This is a genomic window from Streptomyces spororaveus (assembly GCF_016755875.1).
Lineage (GTDB): Bacteria > Actinomycetota > Actinomycetes > Streptomycetales > Streptomycetaceae > Streptomyces > Streptomyces spororaveus.
This window is the reverse complement of sequence record NZ_BNED01000005.1, coordinates 7,037,571-7,060,041: the sequence shown is the minus strand read 5'-3', so window position 1 is coordinate 7,060,041 and position 22,471 is coordinate 7,037,571. Positions and strand designations below refer to the sequence as shown.

Below are 22,471 nucleotides of genomic sequence, written 5' to 3'. Positions count from 1 at the left end.
GCAGCCTATCGGCTCGTCACGACCGCCTTGGACCTCAGTGGCAGTTCACGTGACGAACGGCCCACGAACACCTGACGTCGGCCGGAACCCAGCACCCAGGCGTGCCGCTCCGGGTCCCACGACGACAGCGCCCGCGCGGTGATGTCGAGGGTGACCCGCTCCGCCCGGCCCGGTGGCAGGACCAGTCGCCGGTACCCGGCCAGTGCGCGCACCGGCTGGTCGAGCTCCAGCTCGGCGGACGGGCCGACGTACACCTGGGCCACCTCGGTGCCCTTGCGGCGGCCTGTGTTGCGGACGGTGAACTCCACGCGCAGCCCGCCCCGCTCCGGCCTCACGGTGAGCTTCTCGTACTGCCAGGTGGTGTACGAGAGCCCGTGCCCGAAGGGGAACAGCGGGGTCACCCGCTGGGCGTCGTACCAGCGGTGGCCGACGTGGACTCCCTCGGAGTACTCCTGCCGGCCGCCCACGCCCGGGTAGCGCAGCGGGTCGCCGCCGAACGGGGTCGCCTGCTCGTCGGCCGGGAAGGTCTGGGTGAGGCGGCCTCCCGGGTCCACGTCCCCGAAGAGCAGGTCGGCGGTGGCTCCCGCGCCCTCCTGGCCCGGGTAGTACATCTGGAGGACCGCTCCGGTCCGCGGGAGCCAGGGCATGGTCGTACTGGAGGAGGTGTTGAGCACGACGGTCGTACGGGGGTTCGCGGCGGCCACCGCCTCGATCAGCCGCTCCTGCCCGCCCGGGAGGGCCAGGGAGGTCCGGTCCCGGCCCTCGGTGGCGTCCTCGTAGGCGAACAGCACCACGCTGCGGGCCGCCTTCGCGGTCCTCACGGCCTCGGCGAGGTCCGCGGCGCGGATCGCCCCGGTGGTGTGCCGGATCCGGAAGCGCTGGCCCTTGTCCCCGCCCTCGGCGGTCACGGCGAGCCGGTGGGTGCCCGCCTTGAGGGCGAGGGTGCTGCGGCGGACGCTCATCCCGTCGGGTGCGGAGCCGAGCAGTCCGCCCGCGAAGTACTCGGCCACGCCCTGCCGGACGGGGAACAGCTCCTCCCCGTCGAGGCGTACGACGGGCCGTTTGCCGGTGTAGTGGACGAGCAGGGTCCATTCGTCGTCGGCCGCGAGGCGGAACTCCCCCTCGTGGCTCCAGACGCGCCCCGGTTCCACGGCCCGCCGTTCCATGTCGGCGGCCGGGGTCAGCAGCTTCGCCGGGAGCGGCCGCCCGTACAGGTCCTCACCGAGTGCGTAGCGGACGGTCGACCCGTTCCCGGCCCGTCGCCGGATGGCGGTGAGCGGGGCGGCCGCCCCGTCGGGGACCACGTGCGCGCTGCCGCCTCCGCCGACGAAGGGCACCTGGCCGGTCGGTCCGATCACCGCGATCGAGCGGGCGGCGGCGCCGGTCAGGGGCAGGGTGCCGTGCTCGTTGCGCAGCAGCACCGCCCCCGCGGCGGCCACCTTGCGGGCGGTCCGGGCCCCGGCCGCGGCGTCGCGCGCGGGCCGGGCTGCGGGCGGGGCCGCGAGCAGCCCGAAGCGGTCCATGGTGGTCAGGATCCGGTGGACGGCGAGGTCGACGGCGGCCTCCGGTACGGAACCGCCGCGCACCGCCTCGCGCAGCGGCCCGCCGAAGTGGGTGCCGCCCGGCATCTCCATGTCGAGGCCGGCGCCGATGGCGGCGACGGTGCTGTGGGTGGCGTCCCAGTCGGACATCACCCAGCCGTCGAACCCCCAGCTGCCGCGCAGCAGTTCGTCGAGGAGCGGTTTGCTCTCGCAGGCGTGGACGCCGTTGACCTTGTTGTAGGCGCCCATGACGGCGCCCGCGCCGGCCGCCACGGCGGCCTCGAAGCCCCGTAGCTCGGTCTCGTGGAGGGTCTGCTCGGCGGCGATCACGTCGACGGTGTCGCGGCCGTGCTCCTGGTTGTTGAGGGCGAAGTGCTTGACGGTGGCGATGAGGCCCTCGTCCTGGATGCCGCGGATCATCTCGCCCACCAGGTCGGCGGTCAGGCGCGGGTCCTCGGCGAAGGTCTCGAAGTTCCGGCCCGCGTACGGGGTGCGGATGAGGTTGACCATGGGCGACAGCAGGACGTCCTGGCCGAGCGCCCGGCCCTCGCGGCCGAGGACGCGGCCGTACTCGCGGGCGAGCGCCGGGTCGAAGGCGGAGGCGAGCAGGACCGGCGCGGGCAGTGCGGTGGCGGGCCGGGCCACGTGCACCCCGGCGGGCCCGTCGGCGAGGCGCAGCGCCGGGATGCCCAGGCGCGCCACGCCGGGTACGTAGCCGGCCTGGCCGAGGGAGGCGGGGTCGGGGGCTCCGTGCAGCAGGGCGGTCTTCTCGTCGAGGGTGAGCCGCTCCAGCAGGGCGTCGATCCGGGCGGCGCCCTTGCCCTCGGCGGCGGCCGGTGCGGCGGGCGGCGTCCCACGGGCTTCCGCGCCCGGCGGCACTCCGGGCGCGCAGGCGCCCGCCGCGAGAGCGGTGCCCGCCGTGCCCGCCGCCGCGAGCAGTCGCATCGCGGAACGTCTGGACACGGCCTCGCTCATGGGCGCTCCCTGCGGCGTGGGTCGGCGGGAGCGGCCCGCGCCGGACCGCTCCCGCGCCCACTGTGCGCCGCGCGCCCGCCGGGTCCGCCGAGACGCGCCACCGCGGCCTGGAGGTTCAGCCCTCCGGCAGCGGCGGCGCGCCGGGGCTCGTATCGGCGTCGAGGCTGATGTCGGCCTTGGCCGCAGGCGTTCCCTCCGTCGTCGTGCGACGGAGCCCGGGCCGCGGCGGCCGTCAGGCGCTACGCGTTCGGGCGCAGGGTCCAGACGACCGTCATCTCGCCCGTGACGGCCTCGTCCTCGCGCTGGATGGCGATGGTGACCGGGAATTCGGGGCGGCCGCCGGCGTCGAGTTCGGCGATGACCTCCGCGGCCGGGCGGCCGAGGGTGGCGGTGGCGGTCACGACGCCCTTGGCGAGCTTCTTGTAGCCGATCTCGGCCTTGACGGCGAGGGGCACGGCGCGGGAGAGCTGGTCGCCGAAGGCGGCCAGGACGATCGCGCCGCTCGCGGACTCGGCGAGGGTGAACATCGCGCCGGCGTGCGGGCCGCCGACGTGGTTGTGGTAGTCGGGCTGGTCCGGGAGCCGGACGACCGCGCGCTCGGGGGTGGTCTCCAGGAACTGGAGGTTCAGGGTCCGGGCCATGGGTACCGTCGCGGCGAGCAGTTCGCCCACGTTCATCTGATCTGCGCTCATGGAACGCGATGTTACCCGCGAGTAGTCCTCGTTGACCAGAGCTCCCAAGGGGGCGGCCGTGGCTCCCCGCCGCCACGGCCACTATCGTTACCGGCCATGTGGCCAGGACAGCAGCAGCCGCCCGGGGGCGAACAGAACCCTCAGGACGCGCAACAGAACCCGTACCAGCAGCAGCCGGGACAGCCGGGACAGCCCGGGCAGCCGAACCCGTACCAGCAGCAGCCCGGTTACGGATACCCGCAGCAGCCGGGGTACCAGCCGCCCCAGGCCGCGCCCGGCCAGCAGTGGGGCCAGCCCCAGCCGCCGCAGCAGCCCCAGGCCGCCGGCGGGGGAAGCCCGTACTCGACGAAGACCGTCGCGATCGTCGCGGCGGCCGCGGTCGTCGTGGCGGCCGCCGCGACCGGCGCCTTCGTCCTGACCCGGGACGACAAGAAGACGGAGGCCGACGCCAAGCCGGCGGCCAGCCCCTCCGCCCCGGCCACCGAGGCACCCGCCCCGGCCGGCAGCAGCCCGAACCCGCGGGCCGGCGGCAACGCCCAGCCCGTCGTCCCGGGCTGGAAGGTCGTCGTCAACACGAAGTACGGCGTCCAGTACGACGTGCCCCCCGAGTGGAACGTCAACGAGTCCGGCGTGATCCTCTCCTTCCACGACGAGGTCAAGAACGACGGCACGCCGATCATCACGATGAGCGGCACCGCCACGTTCAAGGAAGAGTGGTGCACGGTCGACAAGGACGCGGACGGCAGGGTCGAGAAGTTCTCGGCCGCGGACACCGGCATCAAGGGCGCCCAGGGCGCCAAGGACACCGCGCAGGTGGCGACCGACAACACCGGCACCTGGGCCTGGGCCGCCTTCGCCCAGAAGGAGCCCAAGGGAACGGTCAAGGTGGGCGCGCCGAAGGAGTACACGACCTCCTCCGGGCTCAAGGGCCACATCGTGGTGGCGACCGCGCCGGGCCTGAAGAAGGAGCACAAGTGCTCCACCGACGGCAAGACGGTCGGCTTCGGCTTCAAGAACGCCGTGGGTGACTTCGCCAGCTTCGTGCTCATCAGCGCGGCCGGTGTGAAGGACGAGGTTCCGACCGACGTCTCCGACAAGATCATCAGTTCCATCCGGCTCACCACGCCGTGATCCCCGCCTCCCGTGTCCCGGGCCGGCAATCCGTTTGGATTCTCGGCCCGGGGCGGGGATAGTCCCGGGGTGAGCTCTCCCCGCACCGCAGCACCCCGCACGCCCGCCGGCCGCCGCCGACCCGACTGGGCCGGCCGCAACTACAGCCTGCTCACGGGTGCGGCGATCATCACGAACCTGGGGAGCCAGGGAGCGCACATCGCGGCCGCCTTCGCGGTCATGCAGACGGGCGGGTCCGTCGGCGACGTCGGCCTGATCGCCGCCGCCCGCACGCTGCCCCTCGTCCTCTTCCTGCTCATCGGCGGCGCCGTCGCCGACCGGCTGCCCCGTCACCGCGTGATGGTCGCGGCCAACGTCCTGAACTGCCTCTCGCAGGCCGCCTTCGCCGTCCTCGTCCTCGCGGGCGAACCCCGGCTGTGGCAGATGATGCTGCTGACCGCCCTGTGCGGCACCGGTACGGCCTTCTTCAATCCCGCGGCCGAGGGCATGCTGCTCTCCACGGTCTCCGGCGAACACTCCAACCGCGCCTTCGCGCTCTTCCGCATGGCGATCAACGGCGCCGGTATCGGCGGCGCGGCCCTCGGCGGCGCGATGATCGCCGCGGTGGGCCCGGGCTGGGTCCTGGCCGCCGACGCCGCCGCCTTCGCGGTGGCCGGTGCCCTGCGGAGCTTCCTCGACGTCAGCCACGTACCCGACCGGGCCCCCGGCGGCGGCCTGCTGTCCGATCTGCGCGAGGGCTGGGTGGAGGTCCGGACCCGCCCCTGGCTGTGGAGCATCGTGCTCCAGTTCTCCGTCGTGGTCGCCGTCGTCGGCGCCGCCGACGCGGTCTACGGGCCCCTGGTCGCCCGGGACCAGCTGGGCGGGCCCGCGCCCTGGGGCGTGGCCCTGGCCTTCTTCGGCGTCGGCACCATCGCCGGAGCCGTCCTGATGATGGCGTGGAAACCGCGCCGACTGCTGCTCGTCGGCACCCTGTGCGTGTTCCCGCTGGCGCTGCCGTCGGCGGGACTGGCCGTGCCGCTGCCCGTGTGGGGGCTGTGCCTGGTGATGTTCGTCAGCGGCGCCGCGATCGAGGTCTTCGGCGTGAACTGGATGACCGCGATGCACCAGGAGATCCCGGAGGAGAAGTTCTCCCGGGTCACCGCCTACGACTGGTTCGGCTCGGTGTCGATGCTCCCGCTGGCCACGGCGCTGGCGGGGCCCGCCGAAGCGGCCTTCGGCCGCACCGACGCCCTGTGGGGCTGCGCGGTCCTGGTCGTCGTGCCCACCGCCCTCGTCCTCCTGGTCCCGGACGTCCGCCGGATGACCCGCAGGACGCACGGCAAGACGATCGCCACGGCGGCCCGTGACCAGGCCTCGGCTCCGTCCCCGTCCCTGGCCATGGCCCCGGCCCCGGCCGAGCAGGCCCCCGCCGAGACCGCCGGCCGCTGACACGCCGTCGGCGCCGCCCGCTCACCCCAGGCTGAACGCGCCCTCCGGCGGCGCCGGGGAAGGGGCCGCGTCCGCGTCGGTCACCGGCGCCGCGCCCTTCCTGAACCGGGCCAGCCCGTCCCCGTACTCCACCCTGGCGGGAAACGCGTCGGCCGCGCACCGGCGGGCCAGCGCCCCCACCTCCAGAGGCACGTCGGAGGCCAGCAGCACGGCGTTCCCGAACCGCCGCCCCCGCAGCACCGCCGGCTCGGCGATCAGCGCGAGCTCCGCGAACGCCTCGGCGAAGTTCGCCACCTGCGCCCGCAGGAAGTCGAAGGGCGCCCCGTCGGCCAGGTTCGCCGCGTACAGCCCGCCGGGCCGCAGCACCCGCGCGGCCGCCCGGGCGTACTCCACCGACGTCAGCTGCGCGGGCACCCGCGAGCCGCCGAACACATCGGCCACCACCACGTCCGCGCTCGCCGCGGGTGCGGCCTCCAGCCAGGCCCGGGCGTCGGCGGTGTGCACGGTGACCCCGGAGCCCGCAGCGAGCGGCAGGTGTTCGGCCACCAGCTCGACCAGGCCCCCGTCGAACTCGACGACCGTCTGCCGGGAACCGGCCCGCGTCGCCGCCGCGTAACGCGGCAGGGTGAGTGCGCCGCCGCCGAGGTGCAGGAGGTCCAGGGCGCGCCCCGGCTCGGCGACGCAGTCCAGGACGTGCGCGAGGCGGCGTACGTACTCGAATTCCAGGTGCTGCGGATCGTCGAGGTCCACATACGACTGCGGGGCCCCGTCGACCGTCAGCAGCCAGGCCCGGTCGCGGTCCACGTCCGGCATCAGCTTGGCGGTGCCCTGCCCCACGTCCCGGACGACCGGGATCTGTTCGTCGCTCACCGCTCCATTGTCCGGCAGCGGCCGGGCGGGCTTCGAACAGCCCTCAGACGGCCCCGCCCGACCAGACCGCCGCCGCCTGCGCCACATGCTCTGCGGCCTGCGCCAGGCCCGCCCGCGCCGCCGGGTCCCGCCGCGCCGGATCCAGCACGTTGCGGCCGAAGGCCTTGCGGGCGGCGGGGGACGGGGTGATCAGCAGCACGCGTGCCCCCGCCTCCCGCAGCCGCTCGGCCTGCGCCGCCGGCGAGGGGACCAGCCCGGAGCCGAGCGACATCGGCGCGATGATCACCACGCGCGCGTGGTCGGCGGCCAGGTCGGCGTTGGTGGCGGAGCGGATACCGCCGTCGATGAAACGGCGGCCCCCTACGGTCACCGGCGGCCATACGCCCGGCACCGCGCAGCTCGCCGAGACCGCGTCGAGGAGGCCGTCGCCGCTCTGCCGGTCGAAGGCCTTGAGCTCACCGCTGAGGGCGTCCACCGCCGTGACGACGAGCCGCCGTTCGGGCCACTCGTGGGAGACCAGCCGGGCGGCCAGGATCCCGCGCCGCTCGTCCTCCCCCACGGTGTCGGCGGCCAGCGCCATCGCGCCGACCCGCTGCCGGTAGGCCGTGCCGGTGCGCGAGCGCGCCATCGCGACGGCGTACCGGGCGATGAGGCCGGCCCCCAGTTTCGCCGCGGCCTCGCCCTCGGCCTTCCCGAGCTGGCGCTCGTACAGCTCCTGCGGCGTGAGCAGTCCGGACGTCAGCTGGGCCCCGACCACCGAACCGGCCGAGGTGCCGACGACGAGGTCCGCGGTGGTGAGGTCCACTCCGGCGCGGGCGAGGCCGTACAGGATTCCGCACTCCCAGCCGACGCCGGTCAGTCCCCCGCCGCCGAGTACCAGTGCCGTGCCGCCGCCCTCGCCGCCCATGTCCCGCCCGCCCCTTCGCGCATGCCTGTGGTGACGGCAGTCTGGCGCAGCCCGACCGCCGTCACCACAGAGGGGTCGCCGTCGACCCCGGTTCAGCCCAGGACGGCCGTCACCGTGCCCGCGCCGACGGTGCGTCCGCCCTCGCGGATCGCGAAGCCGAGCCCCGACTCCAGCGGGACGTCCCGGCCGAGCTCGACGGTCATCGTGACCGTCTCGCCGGGCCGGGCCACGGCGGCCTCGCCCAGGTCGACGTCCCCCACCACGTCGGCGGTGCGGATGTAGAACTGGGGCCGGTAGCCGCTGGAGACCGGCGTCGTACGGCCGCCCTCGCGCCCGGAGAGCACGTACACCTGCGCACTGAACCGGCGTCGCGGTGTCACGCTGCCGGGCGCGGCCACCACGTGCCCGCGGCGCACGCCGTCGCGCGGCACCCCGCGCAGCAGCAGCGCGACGTTGTCCCCGGCCTCGGCGGACTCCATCGGCTTCCCGAAGGTCTCCAGCCCGGTGACGACCGTCTCCGCCGGCTCGCCGTCGCCGCCGAGCACCGCGACGCGGTCCCCGAGGCGTACGGTGCCGCGCTCGACGGCGCCGGTCACGACGGTCCCGCGCCCGGTGATGGTCAGCACGTTCTCCACCGACAGCAGGAAGGGCGCGTCCGTGTAGCGCACCGGGGTCGGTACGTAGGTGTCCACCGCATCCAGCAGCGCCTGGATCGCCTGCGTCCACCGCGGGTCGCCCTCCAGCGCGCCGAGTCCGGAGACCCGTACGACCGGAGCGGCGTCGCCGCCGTACCCGTGCGTGGTGAGCAGCTCGCGGACCTCCAGCTCGACCAGGTCGGTGAGCTCCGGGTCCCCGGCGTCGGCCTTGTTGAGGGCCACCACGATGTGGTCGACGCCGACCTGCCGGGCGAGGAGCACGTGCTCGGCCGTCTGTGGCATGACCCCGTCGAGTGCGGAGACGACGAGGATCGCCCCGTCGAGCTGGGCGGCGCCCGTGACCATGTTCTTGATGTAGTCGGCGTGACCGGGCATGTCCACGTGGGCGTAGTGGCGGGTGTCGGTCTCGTACTCGACGTGCGTGAGGTTGATGGTGATGCCGCGCCGGGACTCCTCCGGAGCCCGGTCGATGCGGTCGAAGGGCACGAAGGAGGCGCCGCCGCTCTCGGCGAGCACCTTGGTGATGGCGGCGGTGAGGGTGGTCTTGCCGTGGTCGACGTGACCCATGGTGCCGATGTTGAGGTGCGGCTTGGTGCGCACGAAGGCCGTCTTGGCCATGGTTCATTCCCGTGTCTGGAAGCTGGAACGGGACCCCGAGGTCGAGCCGACCCTCCCCCTGCGGGGTCCGCCGGACGATCCGGGAAGGGTCAGCTTCGTGCGCCGTCGAATGCGGCGAAGACGGGTGCGTGTGCAGATGCGTACGCGTTTTCGGCAGCCTTCGGCGCGTCCGCGACTGCGGACCGCGCTGCGAGGAAGGCATACCGGTTCATGCCCCTGATCCTGCCGGACGGTCCGGGGCGCGTCGAACGAATTACGGCGTGGTCAGAGGTTCTTGAGCGCCTCGCGCGCGGACAGCGGGGCCAGGGAGCCGCGTTCGGCCTCGACGAAGGCGCGTACGGCGTCGGGGTCCGTCTTCGCGTACTCGCGCAGGGCCCAGCCGATCGCCTTGCGGATGAAGAAGTCCGGGTCCCCGGCCCGCCTGCGGCAGTATCCGAAGAGCCGTCCGGCGTCGGTGGCGGACTTGTGGCGGAGCTGGTGGAGCAGTGCGGTGCGGGCGAGCCAGAGGTTCTCGTCCTCGATCCACTCGTCCGTCACGGCCGTGAGTCCGGGGTCGGCGGCCACCAGCGGTCCGACCGTGTGCGCGGCCAGCAGGTCGACGGTGTCCCACCAGGGGACGGTGACGATCAGGTGCCGCACCACCGGCAGGAGGCCGGAGGAGCAGCGGCCGACGTGGCGGCGCAGGTAGTCCACCGCGAAGTACTGGTACTCGCGCTCCGGGAGGAGCCAGCAGCGCAGCGCGAGCGCCGCGCAGTCCGCCTCGGAGGGTTCGGGAGTGTCCTTGGTCACAGTCCTCGACGGTTCCCGGCGCTGCGGGGTGGGGATGCCGAGGAAGGGCGCGACGTCCTTCATGTACGCGGCCATGGCCTGGGCGCGTTCGGGGTCGGCGGCCGCCCCGTACGCCGCGGTCAGCCGCTCCAGGAGGGTGTCCGCGAGGGCGCTGGGGGGAACTCCGGGGGGTCGGCGGCCGTTCGACAGCATGAGGCCCAGATTACGGCGCGCTGCCGCATACCTGGGCTAGTCTCCCGGGATGCCCCTCCTCCTCGCGCCGTGGACCCGGCTGTCGGTGCTCGTCGTGCTGCTCGTCGCGGCCGGCGTGTGCGTGCTGCTGTACGAGCCCCAGCGCATCCTCTCGGAGGGCTGGCCCCCGGGGCTCCCGGTGGGCACCGCGGTCCTGCTGTTCGCAGCCGCGTACGGTGTGTGCGCGGCGGCCTTCGTCCCGCGTCCCCTGCTGAACCTGGCCGCGGGGGCGGTCTTCGGCACGCAGTTCGGCCTCGTCGCGGCGGTCGGCGGCACGGTGCTGGGCGCTGGTATCGCCTTCGGCCTGGGCCGGATCCTGGGCCAGGAGGCTTTGCGGCCGTTCCTGCGCGGGCGCTGGCTCCAGGCGGCCGACGGGCAGCTCAGCCGGCACGGTTTCCGCTCGATGCTCGCCGTCCGGCTCTTCCCCGGGATGCCGTTCGTGGTGGCCAACTACTGTGCCGCGGTGTCCCGCTGCGGCTGGGGGCCGTTCCTGCTCGCCACGGCGATCGGCGTCGTCCCGAACACCACCGCGTACGTGGTCGCGGGTGCCAGCGCCACCTCCCCCGGATCGCCCGCGTTCCTCATATCGTTCGGCTTCATCGTGGTGTCCGTGGTGGGCGCCGGAGTCGTCGCGTGGCTCAAGCGGCACCGGTTCGCGCCCCCTCGGAACCAGGCTCCGGTGCCCGAACCGGTGCCCCAGCACCCCCCTGTGGTCAGCGCCGCTTCGCACGGGCCCTAGCATCGGAGCGAACTGCCCGACGATCACAAGGACGAGCGCACCCCGACATGAGCTGGTTCGAATCCCTAATCCTCGGTCTCGTCCAGGGGCTTACGGAGTTCCTCCCGATCTCCTCCAGCGCCCACCTGCGGCTGACCGCGGCGTTCGCCGGCTGGCACGACCCAGGAGCGGCCTTCACCGCGATCACCCAGATCGGCACCGAGGCCGCCGTGCTGATCTACTTCCGCAAGGACATCGCGCGGATCGTCTCCACCTGGTTCCGCTCGCTGTTCGACAAGGCGCTGCGCTCCGAGCAGGACGCGAAGATGGGCTGGCTGGTGATCGTCGGCTCGATCCCGATCGGCGTCCTCGGTCTGGTCTTCAAGGACGCGATCGTGGGTCCGGCCCGCGACCTGCGGCTGACGGCCACCACCCTGATCGTCATGGGCATCGTGCTCGGCGTCGCCGACCGGCTGGCCGCCCGCGACGAGGAAGGCGGCCGGCACCGCGCGATCCGCGAGCGCAAGACGCTGCAGCAGCTGGGCGTCAAGGACGGTCTGATCTTCGGTGTGTGCCAGGCGATGGCCCTGATCCCGGGCGTCTCCCGGTCCGGCGCGACGATCTCCGGCGGTCTGCTGCTCGGCTTCACCCGCGAGGCCGCGGCCCGGTACTCCTTCCTCCTCGCGATCCCGGCCGTGCTGGCCTCGGGAGCGTTCGAGATCAAGGACGTCGTGGAGACCCCGGGGCACATCTCCTGGGGTCCGACGATCTTCGCGACCGTCATCGCCTTCTTCGTGGGCTACGCCGTGATCGCATGGTTCATGAAGTTCATCTCGACCAAGAGCTTCATGCCCTTCGTGATCTACCGGATCCTCCTGGGCATCGTGCTGTTCGTGCTGATCGGCACGGACGTGCTGAGCCCGCACGCGGGCGAATCCGGCAGCTGAAACCGGGCCACACAGGTAGCGCCATCTAGCATTTCCCAGCGCCTGATTGCAGCACCGCACCATGATCGTCTCCCACTCGTCTCCCACCCGGGAGGCCGGGAGGCGAGCAGCCAGAAGTGCGCACCTGCAAAGTCGGGAGCAGAAAGGAGGGCCCGGGTCAGTCGAGGCTGAGGCGGGTCGGCAGGCCCTGGACACGGCCGGCAAGCGCCTTCTCCGGGTGCCGTCGACCACCAGGACGGCGGCCTCGTCGAAGCCGCTGGGGTGGATCCCCGTATCCCCTGGTCCTCACTGGCGGGTATGCCGTGCGGGCGCACCGACTCGCGAACCGCCCCAGCCAGGACCTCGATGTCGCCACCGAGACCCCGGCGCCCATGGCCGACACCGCGGCCACACTCCGCGCCGGTGTGGAAGCCCGCGGCTGGAAGGTGCACGCGCTGGCGACCGCCCCGCTGTCCGCCCGCTTCACCGTGACCGACCCGGCCACCGGGCAGGACTGCGAGGTCGACATCCTCAAGGAGATCTTCTGAGGGCCGGTCGCCCAGAGCCCGTACGGGCGCGTCCTCGCGGAGGAGGACATGATCGGGACCAAGGTCCGCGCCCTCGCCGACCGCGGAGCGCCATGCCGTGCCGCTTGTGTTTTCCCGAGTAGTAGGGGGTGCCGGCGGCGTTCCGGTCGATCGGCAACAGCGTGCCGTCCAGGATCACGAACGCTTTCGTCCGGGCCGTCTCCATCGCCTTGGCCAGGGTCGGTGCGAGAGCGGCCAGGACTTCTATGGCCTCGCGGATGTACCGGTAGGCGGTCGCGATGCCGATTCCGAACCCGGCGGCAAGCTGAGCGTAGCCGGCTCACCCCGGCCCGGGTCCGCCAGGGGTTCAGGAACATCCGCTCTCACCTCGCCTGTCCGGCGAGTGTTCCCAAACCCCGAGGCGCCGGCCCAGGTGGGCTTTTCGTAGATTTACCTCCGGAGGAAGGTCCTTCTTCGCCACGGAGTGGCTGCGGTTGCAGCCGCCCCGAGGGACAAAGCAAGCACGGCGACGGCCCAGCTGAAGAAGTCGGTCGCCGAGTTCGATGTCCAGTCCCACCAATTGAGGGGGTACCAGATCAAGAAGAAGGCTGAGGCCAGAGGAATGATCCAGCCAAGTTGATGACCGAGGAGCCTCACCGACAGCAGGGCCAGACCGAGCCAGATCAGGAGGGATCGAATGAAGACGATCCCCGCCTCCGTGCTGACGGCGAGCGCCTCAGTGGTGAAAGACAAGGCACAAGCTGTCAGTGTCAGGCCAACGCAGTAGTGGAGACGAAACCGGTGCATCGCGGATCCACCGATTTCGTCATGTGCCGACATGGATCCGTCGAGAGCCGCAGTGAGGAAGACGGCTGACAAAAGTGGCAGTTCGTGTCTGAAGGGCACACCGGTGGTAACTCCTCCGCTCCCGATCGAAGGCAGGGCGATATGGGTGCCGCCAAAGAAGGCCGAGAGCAGGGCGACGGCAGCCGTTGCCGACAGGACGGCTACGCCCCGGTGGACCCTTGCGTAACGGAGCAGGTCAGAACCGGTCATCAGGCCTGCACCAGGAGGGATCTCGCATGATGTGGCTGCGCTCCTCGGCGAGCCACTTCTGCTGATCGGCGGCGGGCATCCGTGTGGCTTTGGTTGCTTCGCGTTGGGCGGCGGAGACACCCTCCATATGGAGTCCCTGGTCCGCGACAGCCGGGTCTTGGCCTGTGGAGCGGTACTCGAGCCATAGATGAATGTTGTCCATCGCCTGCCAGGCCCGGGTCTCGTTTTGAGGAGGTATGCAGATGCCCAGCGACTGGGTGAACACCTGGTCGGCCATGGCGATTGCTGCCGTGCGGACGTGCCCCTCGGCGATGTCGAATCCTCGGTCGCCCCACTTGGTCCGCCGCAGCCCGAACTCGTAGAACTCTTCGGGTGACTTCAACGAGGGTTGGACGGGCTGGCCCAAGCGTTGCGCCATGGCCGTCAATTCGGGCAGGTACTTGCGGTGCTCGGGCCACACGCACACCTGTGGCGCTCCCTCTTCGGCACGGTCGCACACCGGCGCCGTCGCAGATGCCGGGCGCTCGACTCGCAATTCTCCGCTGGACAGCAGCGCAGCCAGTGCGATGGAGGAGGCTGCTGTCGAACCGATTGCGGCACTACGGATGTACGGGGACGTTGCCCAGCGCGGCATTTGGCGCTCCGCGCTCGTGCGAAGTCGAGGTGCTGTCACCGCCAGTGTGGCGAGGGCGAGTGCAAACAGCATCCTCACTGCGACCGGAAGGGGGCGTAGGTGCTGGTCCGGCGGCCCCGCGAGGACGTTGAATTTGATGGGGAGTGCCAGCATGCTGATGAAGCAGCCCAGTGCGCAGACGATGGGAGTGAAGGTGGCGGAGGGCCACCAGCGGCCGGCCAGATGCCCCACCGACGCGAAGATGATCAGGGTCGAGGCGCCGAGCAGGAGGTAGGAGGGCCACAAGAAGCCAGGGCCCGCTTCGCTGAACGAGATGACCGCGGCGGTCAGGCATCCGATCGCGTAGGCGAGGAATCCGAGGGTGAGGGTGGCGGCCAGACGTGCGGCCTCGATCCGCCAGTTTGGTCGGGCGGCCGCGAGCAGGGTCTCGGGCATTCCTACGCGGGAGGAGCGCCCTGCCTGCCAGGCGGAGACGCCGGCGAGGACGGGTCCCAGGAAGAGTGTGACGACCTGGGCTGCCACGCTCGCTTCGGGCCATACGCCGATCCAGTACCGGGACCGGCCGAAAAGCACCAGCAGATCCACGCCGATCATCACGGGAAAGGCTGTCAGCAGCGGCGAGCGGCGCAGCTCGATGCGGTAGGCATTCAGCATGCGGCTCCCTCGTCGGGTCGGCGGTTGCCGAGTACCGTCATGTAACCGCGCTCCAGGGGGCTGTCGCCCGGGGCTTCGGGAGTTGCCGACTCTGCCAGTTGGTGAGGCGTGCCGCTGTGGCGGACCTGGCCGTCACTCAGCACGAGGACGGTGTCGCAGGCGGCGCCGACGTCCTCGACCAGGTGCGTACTGAGAAGGACGGCCGTTCCCGCGTGGGCGAGGGAACGGATGAGCTCACGGAAGTCGAGGCGCTGCGCGGGGTCGAGGCCGACGGTCGGTTCGTCCAGCAGAAGCAGGGAGGGAGAGCCGACGATGGCCGCAGCGATTCCGGCCCGGCGGAGCATGCCACCGGACAGCGACTTCATGCGGTCCCGGGCTCGGTCGGCCAGCCCCACGGCCGCCAGTGCCTCCTTGGTCGCAGAGTCGGCCTTATTGGAGGGGACCTCACGCAGCCAGGCGCAGTAGCGGACGAAGTCCGTTACGGAGAAGGCCGGGTAGTAGCCGAAGTCCTGCGGTAGATAGCCGATGCGACGCCGGACATGCCGCGCTTGCCGTTCGTTGGTGACGGGGCTGCCGAACAGTTCCACCTGCCCGCTTTGTGGCGGTGCGATGGTCGCGAGGGTACGGAAGAGCGTGGTCTTGCCCGCGCCGTTAGGGCCCAGCAATCCCGTGACGCCGGGCAGGATGGACAGGTCGAGATTCTCGATGATGGTTCGACCGCTGTAACCCTGCGTGAGGGCCGTCAAGCGAGCGACAGGGTAGGTCGTCATTGGCAGAATTCCCTGAAACGAAGGATGGGCCCGCCATTCAGGCGGGCCCTCCTTGACTAGAACCAGCTGACTAGACGGCGTAGGTCACGTGAGTCTTGTTGATCTTGAACGTGCACTCGTGGGTGTCGAACTTTCCCACATACCCTTGACTCAGGTGGTCCCAGTGCTCCGTATCAAGCTCGACATTGCAGTCGTACTGCGTAATGTATGTGTAGGACGGGTAGTTCGACGCGCTGGAGCAGTAGCCGTGGCCGGAGGTGCTGTACCAGTAGCCCCGACACCCCTGCTGCCAGGTCGACTCGTAGGACGCGCTCGCAATCGGAGCCGTCAGACCTATGGCCGCAGCCGACAGGGCGCCTATCACCACACTCTTGACAACCTTCGAACCGGCTATACGTGCCGCAAGAGAATTCACGGATTCCCCCCCTCGGGAATGGCATGACGGAGACGTGAAGGATCGCTCCGCCGTGAAATGTGAGGCCAACGAGCTGATCAATCTCAAGTCGAGTTGAAATGAAGGGCGCCCCTACGTCATCCCCCATCCCCACAAAGAGCAATCGAATTGAAGCAGGATTCCGCGAGAGCGTGCGATTCAACCACGATCCGAGCCCCAGGGGCCTCTAGCTCGGAAGATTGGCGAAAATGCCCACTCTCGATGGCGCGTTCGATCCGATCTACCGCAACTACTTCGCTGCGGGTCGGCTTCGCTGGTGGACAAGCCCTTCAACAGCGGTCTGTGCAACCCCGACCACCACGTGCAACGCGTCAGCAACGGTCGCCAGATCTGCCGGAGGAGGGCACTACGGCACTGGTCTGGGATCCACCACGACTGTCCCGGCCTTGACGAGATGGACTGCCGCCCCTGCCCCTGCTCGTGACCCGCGCTTCGACTCAGCGATCGACCGCACCGGATCTTTTACTCTGTCTGCCCCCGTTGACAGCGGTCCCCCCATCCTGCCCGCTCGGTCGGCTGCGATCCCGGCGTAGCGCGGCCGGTCGCGGGCACGGGTGGTCGGGGCCGGACCGGCGCCGCCGGTGTGCGACGAACGGGTTGGACGCAGCACGACTACCCCGGCAAGGTGAGGACGTCGGCCCGGTCGCACTCCGGATGCACGGTGCTCGCACCGACCGGAGCGGTCGGTGGCACATCCCTGGGGGCTAGCGCAAATGGATGCTGATACTTCGCGTGCGACCCCCCTGCCCCGCATCCGGCCTCAAGGCCTCCTGGGCATCGTGCTGTTCGTGCTGATCGGCACGGACGTGCTGAGCCCGCACGCGGGCGAGTCGGGTTCCTGACGGGGCCCGCTCCACCTCTTCGCGTGAACCGCAGGCCGTTCGGGAACGTTCCCGGGCGGCCTGCGCGTCGTTGTGCCTGAAGAGAGCGGAAGGCAAGCAGCAGGGGGTGTCCCATGGGTCGTGTGGTGCTGGAGCGATTTCCCGCCGGAAGTCCGCGGGGAAGCTGGCCCGCCGAGGAGTACGCCGCGCAGCGGATGCGCGAGGGGGTGCCGGCGGAGGTGGTCATGGACCTGGACAGCGACGCGTTCCTCGTCGTGGTCCGGCAGCGGGAGTCCCGTTCCGGTCATTGACCGCCCGCGGGAAGATCCGGTGGGCGCACGGCCCTTGGCCTCGCGCCCGCGCAGCCCCACACTGACCCGATGACTCAGCGTGTGGAGCTCGCGACGGTGATGGACCGGCTGGCGATCGACGATGTGGTCACGGGCTACGCGGTGGCCGTGGACGACGGTGACTGGGCCGCGTACCGGGACCTGTTCACCGCCTCCGGACGGGTCGACTACAGCTCGGCCGGCGGGATCGAGGGTCCGGTGGCCGAGGTCGCGGACTGGCTGGCGGAGACGATGACGCTCTTCCCCGTCCGCCAGCACCTGATCGTGAACCGGCTGATCCGGATCGAGGACCTGGGCGGGTCCCCCGGGGACAGCGCCGAGGTCCGGGCGGACTTCCTCAATCCGATGCGGCTGGCGGGGCCGGACTCCGACCCCGCGGTCACCGCGCCCAACTTCGTCGCCGCCGGGCGCTACGGCTTCACGCTGGCCCGCACCCCTGACGGCTGGCGGCTCACCGGCGTCACCGTGCACGAGAAATGGCGGCACATGTCCGCCTGAGCCGGGGCGGAGCCGCTCGACTGGCCCGGATGCCCGGCACTGCCACACTGGAAGCGGAGGCACGCCATGATCATGACGAGCATGCGGTGGTGGTCCCCTGGATGGCGTGCGCCCGCCGCCGTGGCCGCCGGGGCGCTGCCCGCCCTCGCCTTCCCCGCCCCCGCGCTCTGGTGGTTCGCCTACGCCGCCCTCGTGCCCTGGATGCTGCTGCTGCGGTCGGCCCCCACCGGGCGGCGGGCGGCGCTGGAGGGCTGGCTCGGCGGCTCCGGTTTCATCCTGGCCGTCCACCACTGGCTGCTGCCCAGCCTGCACGTGTTCCTGATCCCCGTGGCGGCACTGCTCGGGCTGCTCTGGATCCCCTGGGCCCTCCTGGTGCGGGAGCTCCTCGGCGGGACCCCGGCGGCGGGCCGGTCCTGCTGCGCGCTCGTCCTCGTGCCCGCCGGGTGGCTGCTGTCGGAGCTGATCCGGTCCTGGCAGGGCCTGGGCGGGCCGTGGGGCCTGCTGGGGGCGAGCCAGTGGCAGGTGGCGCCCGCGCTGCGGCTGGCCTCGGTCGGCGGGGTGTGGCTGGTCAGCCTGCTGGTGGTCGCGGTGAACTGCGCGCTGGTGCTGCTGATCGCGGTGCCGGGGGCGCGGGTCCCGGCGGTGGCGGGGATGACCGGATGCGCGGTGCTGACGGGAGCGGTGTGGGTGTGGGCGGCCCGGCCCGAGGAATCGGGCCGGCTGCGCGTGGCCGTCGTACAGCCGGGCCCGGTGGCGGACGCCCCGGACAGCGCGGAACGGCGGTTCGACCTCGGCGAGCGGCTGACGCGGCCGCTGGCCGGGCAGCGGGTCGATCTGGTGGTGTGGGGCGAGAGCAGCGTCGGAGCGGACCTGACGGCCCGGCCGGACCTGGCCCGGCGGCTGGCCGCACTGTCGGCGGAGGTCGGGGCTCCGCTGCTGGTGAACGTGGACGCGCGGCGGGCGGACCGCCCCGGGATCTACAAGAGCGCGGTCCTCGTGGGCCCCCAGGGCCCCACCGGCGACCGGTACGACAAGATGCGGCTGGTCCCCTTCGGGGAGTACGTGCCGGCCCGTGCGCTGTTCGGCTGGGCCACCTCGGTCGGCAGGGCCGCGGGCGAGGACCGGGTGCGCGGCGACACCCCGGTGGTCATGGACCTGCCCGCCCGGCCGGACGGGCCCGGTGGCGTCCGCGTCGGCCCGCTGGTGTGCTTCGAGTCGGCCTTCCCCGACATGAGCCGGCGCCTCACCCTGGACGGCGCCTCCCTGCTCGTCGCCCAGTCGGCGACCTCCTCGTTCCAGGACAGCTGGGCCCCGGCCCAGCACGCCTCGCTGGCCGCGCTGCGCGCCGCCGAGAACGGCCGCCCGATGGTCCACGCCACCCTCACGGGCATCAGCGTCGTGAACGGCCCGTCCGGGGCGCGGGTCGGCGCCGCCCTGCCCACCTCCGCGAGCACGGCGGCCGTGTACGAGGTGCCGCTCGCCCGCGGCACGACCCTCTACGTCCGCTTCGGGGACTGGCCGGTGGCCGCCGCCCTCGCCGCCCTCGCGGTGTACTGCGCGGTCGCCGGCAGCCGTACGCTCAGGAGGCCTGCTCCAGAGCCGAGCTCACCACCCGCTCGCACAGCTCGTGGGTTCGCAGGGCGTCGCGGGCGCTGAGCGTGGTGCCCGCCGCGACCGCCTCCAGGAAGTGGTCGACGACCTGCTCGATGCCGCGCTGGCGGGCGACGGGGACCCAGTCCCCGCGGCGCCGCACGGTCGGCTGGCCCTTGTGGTCGATGACTTCGGCGAGATTGACGACCTGCCGCTTGGTGTCCCGGCCGGAGACCTCCAGGATCTCCTCGGTGGAGCCGGAGAGCCGGTTCATGATGCCGAGGGCGGTGAAGCCCGAGCCGGACAGCTGGAGCACCACCTGGTGCATCAGCCCCTCGCGCACCACTGCCCGGACGTCGAAGTGGTCGGGCTCGCCGGGCAGCAGGAACCGCAGGGTGTCCACGACGTGGATGAAGTCGTCCAGCACCAGCGTGCGCGGGTCCTCGGGCAGCCCGACCCGGTTCTTCTGCATGACGATCAGTTCGCGGGCGTGGTCGGCGCACTGCGCGTAGGCGGGCGCGAAGCGGCGGTTGAAGCCGACGGCGAGGCAGACCCCGAGCTGCTCGGCCCGTTCCACGAGCTGCCGCGACTGATCGAGTTCGTAGGCGAGCGGCTTGTCCACGTACACGGGTACGCCGGCCTCCAGCAGCCGCGTGACGATCTCGGGGTGGGCCACGGTGGCGGCGTGCACGAAGGCCGCGTCGAGCCCCTGGGCGAGCAGCGCGTCGAGATCGGTGTGCCGGCGCGCGGCCGGGACGTGGTGGGTGTCGCCGACCAGCTCCAGGGTCGCGGGGTTACGGGTCTGCAGGTGCAGCTCGATGCCCGGGCGGGTGGTGAGGACGGGCAGGTACGCCTTCTGCGCGATGTCGCCGAGTCCGATGCAGCCGACCTTCACCGGGCGCCTCCAGGTTGGTTCCTTGTGGGATTCCCGCAGCTTAATCCCTGGTGGCGGGGGCCCGGTTCGCCGAGGATGGGCCGCATGACCACCAGTTCTGGATCACATCGCACCGAACCCGCCCCCACCGCCGACGAGCGGGAGATGCTGGACGGATGGCTCGACTACCACCGTGCCACCCTCGCCTGGAAGTGCGAGGGGCTCCAGGACGAACAGCTGCGCCGCACCCCGCTCGCGCCCTCCGAGCTGAGCCTGCTGGGCCTCGTACGGCACATGGCGGAGGTGGAGCGGTACTGGTTCCGGGAGATCATGCTGGGCGAGGACGTTCCCGAGCTGTACTGCACGAGCGAGGACCCGGACGGCGATTTCCACTTCACGGAGACCGCCACCTGGGCGGAGGCCGAGCAGGTCTGGCAGACCGAGGTCGAGCTGGCGCGCCAGGCCGCCGCGGGCCGTTCGCTGGACCTGCTCTCGCGGGCCGAGAGCCACCACCGCGGTGAGGTGTTCAGCCTGCGCTGGGTCTACACCCACATGATCGAGGAATACGCGCGCCACAACGGCCACGCGGACCTGGTGCGCGAGCAGATCGACGGCGCCACCGGGGACTAGAAGGCGTCCGGGGGCCAGTCCCTGGACGGCGGGTGCGGCCGTCACCCGTGCGGGGTGAATATCGGCTCCGGGTTTTCGCAACCGGGTCCTCGCACAGCAGAGTTGCGCGCGTGCATCCAACCCGAACCACGACAACGCTGCTGCTCGGAGTCGCCTGCGCCGTCTCGGCGGTCACCGGCTGTGTGAATGTGAGCCCCGGACCCGTGCAGCCGGCGGCGGCCCCCGCCACCGGGGTACCGCCCCGCCACGATCCGCGGGGCGGGCCCGGGGCCGCCCCCGTGGCCGTCCGGGCACCCGCCCTGGAGGCGCTGGAGGCGGTGGAGGCCGCCCCGGAGCGGCCCGCGGCCCCGGCGGCCCCCGCGCCCGCCCAGCGGTCCGCGCAGCGCCCCGTACCGGGCGGCTCCGGCGGGACCGCGCAGGAGGCGCCGCCGGTCCCGGACATCCCGGAGCCCCGGCGGCCCGCCGAGCCCGTCTCCGGGCGCCCGGACGGGCATCCGCGGCGTGCCCGGCCCGACGCCGAGGTGGAGCGTGAGCTGATCCGGAAGCTCCCGGTGCGGCCGGCCGATGTGTGCGCGCTGGGCCGCAGGCACGGCCACTGGCGCCCCGACAGCCCGGAGGCCCGTATCTGCTCGGGCGTGCACGGGGACTGACCGCACGCGGGCGTCCGGCCTACGGGGACTGCTCGGGGAACGGCTTGGGCCCAGGCCCATGTCCGGGTCGGGGTCCGGGTCGGGGTCCTGGTCCGGCGGCAGGACCGGGGCCGGGGCCGCTTCCCGGCTCCGTGGCCAGTCGCCGCTCCAGCCGGGCGATGGCGACCCGGACGCCGTTCCCGTACCCGTCGTCGGCCAGCGCCCCGGTGGCCGCGCGGGCCCGGGCCAGGTGGACCCGGGCCGCCTCCGGCCGCTGCAGTTTCATGTAGTCGGCGGCCAGGCTCAGGTGCAGGGACGGGTAGAACACGCGCATCGCCGGATGCGGCTCCCACCGCACGGGCCGCCCGTCCTGGGGCGGCCCGGTCCCGGGCCCGTCGTCCGGCCGGTCGGCGGCAGCGGCGGCCGTCAGGGCCCGCAGGTCCCAGGCCAGCTCGTCGGCCGGATCGTCCTGGGCGTCGGCCATGTAGTGGGCCAGGGTGCACCGGTGGAGGGAGTCCCCCTCCTCGCCGATCTCGGACCAGATCTCGCCGAGCCGGTTGCGGGCCTCCTCGCGGTCCCCGGCGTGCAGCAGGATGACCGCCTGGCCGATCCTGGTCATGACGGCGTCCTCCGACGCCTCCTGCTGCTCGGTCACGGCGGCCTCCGGCTTGCTCTGCCAGACCTGCTCCGGTCTGATCATCTAGAAGCTAGCCGGAGGTACCGGCAATGGCGCCGAGGCGCGGGGGGACGTCAGCCGAGGTCCGGGATCCGCCAGTCGATCGGCTCATGCCCCTGCGCGGCGATGGCCTCGTTGATCTGCGTGAAGGGCCGGGATCCGAAGAACTTCTTCGCGGACAGCGGGGAGGGGTGGGCGCCCTTGACGACCACGTGCCGCTCCTCGTCGATCAGCGGGAGCTTCTTCTGGGCGTAGGCGCCCCACAAGACGAAGACGGCCGGGTCGGGCCGCTCGGAGACCGCGCGGATCACGGCGTCGGTGAACTTCTCCCAGCCCTTGCCCTTGTGCGAATTGGGCTCGGCCTCCCGGACCGTGAGCACCGCGTTGAGCAGCAGGACGCCCTGCTCGGCCCACGGCATCAGGTACCCGTTGTCCGGGATCGGCAGGTCGAGCTCCTCCTTCATCTCCTTGTAGATGTTGCGCAGCGAGGGCGGGGTCTTGACCCCGGGCTGCACGGAGAAGCACAGACCGTGACCCTGGCCGGCGCCGTGGTACGGGTCCTGGCCGAGGACGAGCACCTTCACCCGCTCGAAGGGAGTGGCCTCCAGGGCCGCGAAAACCTGCTCGCGGGGCGGGTAGACCGGCCCGTTCGCCCGTTCCTTCTCGACGAACTCGGTGAGCTCTTTGAAGTAGGGCTGGTCCAGCTCCCCGCCGAGGACGGGGAGCCAGGACTCGGGCAGCATCTGGGTCACGACGACAACCTCCGGTACAAGTTCGTGCAACTGCTCCAGAACTTACCGGGGCCCACTGACAACGCGTCGGCCGC

Annotated in this window: 23 protein-coding genes and 2 pseudogenes; 11 read left to right on the top strand and 14 right to left on the bottom strand. The window is 72.0% G+C overall.

The genetic code is table 11. From position 1 onward, the window contains the following. Positions 1-5 precede the first annotated feature (5 nt). Together Sspor_RS34405 and Sspor_RS34400 are read right to left on the bottom strand one after the other, a co-directional pair. On the bottom strand, positions 6-2,516 hold the full coding sequence (locus Sspor_RS34405; protein ID WP_202202575.1) for a glycoside hydrolase family 3 protein: 2,511 nt from the start codon (positions 2,514-2,516) through the stop codon (positions 6-8). Between the two features lie 239 nt (positions 2,517-2,755). Beyond that, on the bottom strand, positions 2,756-3,208 hold the full coding sequence (locus tag Sspor_RS34400) for a DUF4442 domain-containing protein (protein ID WP_181382609.1): 453 nt from the start codon (positions 3,206-3,208) through the stop codon (positions 2,756-2,758). A gap of 96 nt (positions 3,209-3,304) precedes the next feature. Here Sspor_RS34400 and Sspor_RS34395 point away from each other — a divergent pair, with 96 nt between their 5' ends. Then, positions 3,305-4,339: a DUF8017 domain-containing protein gene (locus Sspor_RS34395; RefSeq protein ID WP_202202574.1), complete on the top strand. Its 1,035-nt coding sequence runs from the start codon at positions 3,305-3,307 to the stop codon at positions 4,337-4,339. Positions 4,340-4,408: 69 nt separating this feature from the next. After that, positions 4,409-5,767 (top strand): MFS transporter, encoded by a 1,359-nt coding sequence (locus tag Sspor_RS34390; RefSeq protein WP_202202573.1) that lies wholly within the window; start codon positions 4,409-4,411, stop codon positions 5,765-5,767. Between the two features lie 21 nt (positions 5,768-5,788). On the opposite strand, the gene Sspor_RS34385 is transcribed toward Sspor_RS34390, so the two are convergent. The 4 genes from Sspor_RS34385 to Sspor_RS34370 form a co-directional block, all read right to left on the bottom strand. Further along, entirely contained in the window at positions 5,789-6,580 is a 792-nt protein-coding gene (locus Sspor_RS34385) for a spermidine synthase (RefSeq protein ID WP_237404425.1), read from the bottom strand. Positions 6,581-6,680: 100 nt separating this feature from the next. After that, the gene (locus Sspor_RS34380) at positions 6,681-7,544 is read right to left on the bottom strand and encodes a patatin-like phospholipase family protein (protein WP_202202571.1); all 864 of its coding nucleotides are present in this window, start codon (positions 7,542-7,544) and stop codon (positions 6,681-6,683) included. A 92-nt stretch (positions 7,545-7,636) separates the two neighbouring features. Further along, complete coding sequence (gene tuf, locus Sspor_RS34375) at positions 7,637-8,818, bottom strand: elongation factor Tu (RefSeq protein ID WP_202202570.1); 1,182 nt, start codon at positions 8,816-8,818, stop codon at positions 7,637-7,639. A 264-nt stretch (positions 8,819-9,082) separates the two neighbouring features. After that, complete coding sequence (locus Sspor_RS34370; protein ID WP_202202569.1) at positions 9,083-9,799, bottom strand: DNA alkylation repair protein; 717 nt, start codon at positions 9,797-9,799, stop codon at positions 9,083-9,085. A 49-nt stretch (positions 9,800-9,848) separates the two neighbouring features. On the opposite strand from Sspor_RS34370, the gene Sspor_RS34365 reads away from it, so the two are divergent. The 3 genes and pseudogenes from Sspor_RS34365 to Sspor_RS34355 form a co-directional block, all read left to right on the top strand. Beyond that, the gene (locus Sspor_RS34365) at positions 9,849-10,577 is read left to right on the top strand and encodes a TVP38/TMEM64 family protein (protein ID WP_202202568.1); all 729 of its coding nucleotides are present in this window, start codon (positions 9,849-9,851) and stop codon (positions 10,575-10,577) included. A gap of 47 nt (positions 10,578-10,624) precedes the next feature. Continuing rightward, positions 10,625-11,503 (top strand): undecaprenyl-diphosphate phosphatase, encoded by an 879-nt coding sequence (locus Sspor_RS34360; protein WP_202202567.1) that lies wholly within the window; start codon positions 10,625-10,627, stop codon positions 11,501-11,503. Between the two features lie 278 nt (positions 11,504-11,781). Beyond that, positions 11,782-12,153: pseudogene (locus Sspor_RS34355) on the top strand (nucleotidyl transferase AbiEii/AbiGii toxin family protein); the annotation flags it as partial. On the opposite strand, the pseudogene Sspor_RS34350 reads toward Sspor_RS34355, so the two are convergent. The 5 genes and pseudogenes from Sspor_RS34350 to Sspor_RS34330 all read right to left on the bottom strand — a co-directional run. Beyond that, positions 12,086-12,343 (bottom strand): annotated as a pseudogene (locus Sspor_RS34350) (IS5/IS1182 family transposase); the annotation flags it as partial. The pseudogenes Sspor_RS34355 and Sspor_RS34350 overlap by 68 nt on opposite strands. A 116-nt stretch (positions 12,344-12,459) precedes the next feature. Then, positions 12,460-13,065 carry a hypothetical protein gene (locus Sspor_RS34345; RefSeq protein ID WP_202202566.1) on the bottom strand — a complete coding sequence of 202 codons (606 nt, stop codon included), beginning with the start codon at positions 13,063-13,065 and terminating at the stop codon, positions 12,460-12,462. Beyond that, on the bottom strand, positions 13,052-14,353 hold the full coding sequence (locus Sspor_RS34340) for a DUF7224 domain-containing protein (protein WP_202202565.1): 1,302 nt from the start codon (positions 14,351-14,353) through the stop codon (positions 13,052-13,054). Before Sspor_RS34340 ends, Sspor_RS34345 begins: the two co-directional genes overlap by 14 nt. Beyond that, the gene (locus tag Sspor_RS34335) at positions 14,347-15,099 is read right to left on the bottom strand and encodes an ATP-binding cassette domain-containing protein (protein ID WP_237404152.1); all 753 of its coding nucleotides are present in this window, start codon (positions 15,097-15,099) and stop codon (positions 14,347-14,349) included. The genes Sspor_RS34340 and Sspor_RS34335 overlap by 7 nt, the downstream gene beginning before the upstream one ends. A gap of 94 nt (positions 15,100-15,193) precedes the next feature. Next, positions 15,194-15,538, bottom strand: a complete 345-nt coding sequence (locus Sspor_RS34330; protein ID WP_202202563.1) for a hypothetical protein — start codon at positions 15,536-15,538, stop codon at positions 15,194-15,196. Positions 15,539-16,290: 752 nt separating this feature from the next. Here Sspor_RS34330 and Sspor_RS41190 point away from each other — a divergent pair. The 4 genes from Sspor_RS41190 (at position 16,291) to lnt (ending at position 18,902) form a co-directional block, all read left to right on the top strand. Next, entirely contained in the window at positions 16,291-16,419 is a 129-nt protein-coding gene (locus tag Sspor_RS41190; protein ID WP_266817981.1) for a hypothetical protein, read from the top strand. Between the two features lie 113 nt (positions 16,420-16,532). Beyond that, positions 16,533-16,709 (top strand): DUF8839 family protein, encoded by a 177-nt coding sequence (locus Sspor_RS34325; RefSeq protein WP_181382610.1) that lies wholly within the window; start codon positions 16,533-16,535, stop codon positions 16,707-16,709. A gap of 69 nt (positions 16,710-16,778) precedes the next feature. Beyond that, positions 16,779-17,246, top strand: a complete 468-nt coding sequence (locus tag Sspor_RS34320) for a nuclear transport factor 2 family protein (protein WP_202202562.1) — start codon at positions 16,779-16,781, stop codon at positions 17,244-17,246. A 66-nt stretch (positions 17,247-17,312) separates the two neighbouring features. Further along, positions 17,313-18,902 (top strand): apolipoprotein N-acyltransferase, encoded by a 1,590-nt coding sequence (gene lnt, locus Sspor_RS34315; protein ID WP_372499594.1) that lies wholly within the window; start codon positions 17,313-17,315, stop codon positions 18,900-18,902. On the opposite strand, the gene Sspor_RS34310 is transcribed toward lnt, so the two are convergent. Then, a complete protein-coding gene (locus Sspor_RS34310; RefSeq protein WP_202202561.1) occupies positions 18,826-19,731 on the bottom strand; it encodes a Gfo/Idh/MocA family protein in 906 nt (301 codons plus the stop codon). The two genes, lnt and Sspor_RS34310, sit on opposite strands and share 77 nt — an antisense overlap. 84 nt (positions 19,732-19,815) lie before the next feature. Between Sspor_RS34310 and Sspor_RS34305 the strand changes: the two genes are divergently transcribed. After that, on the top strand, positions 19,816-20,340 hold the full coding sequence (locus Sspor_RS34305; RefSeq protein WP_202202560.1) for a DinB family protein: 525 nt from the start codon (positions 19,816-19,818) through the stop codon (positions 20,338-20,340). 110 nt (positions 20,341-20,450) lie between these two features. Next, the gene (locus Sspor_RS34300; protein WP_237404151.1) at positions 20,451-20,990 is read left to right on the top strand and encodes a hypothetical protein; all 540 of its coding nucleotides are present in this window, start codon (positions 20,451-20,453) and stop codon (positions 20,988-20,990) included. A 19-nt stretch (positions 20,991-21,009) separates the two neighbouring features. Here Sspor_RS34300 and Sspor_RS34295 read toward each other — a convergent pair whose 3' ends face one another. Then, entirely contained in the window at positions 21,010-21,624 is a 615-nt protein-coding gene (locus Sspor_RS34295; protein WP_237404424.1) for a hypothetical protein, read from the bottom strand. A gap of 95 nt (positions 21,625-21,719) precedes the next feature. Beyond that, positions 21,720-22,388: a uracil-DNA glycosylase gene (locus Sspor_RS34290; RefSeq protein WP_202204036.1), complete on the bottom strand. Its 669-nt coding sequence runs from the start codon at positions 22,386-22,388 to the stop codon at positions 21,720-21,722. Positions 22,389-22,471 lie beyond the last annotated feature (83 nt).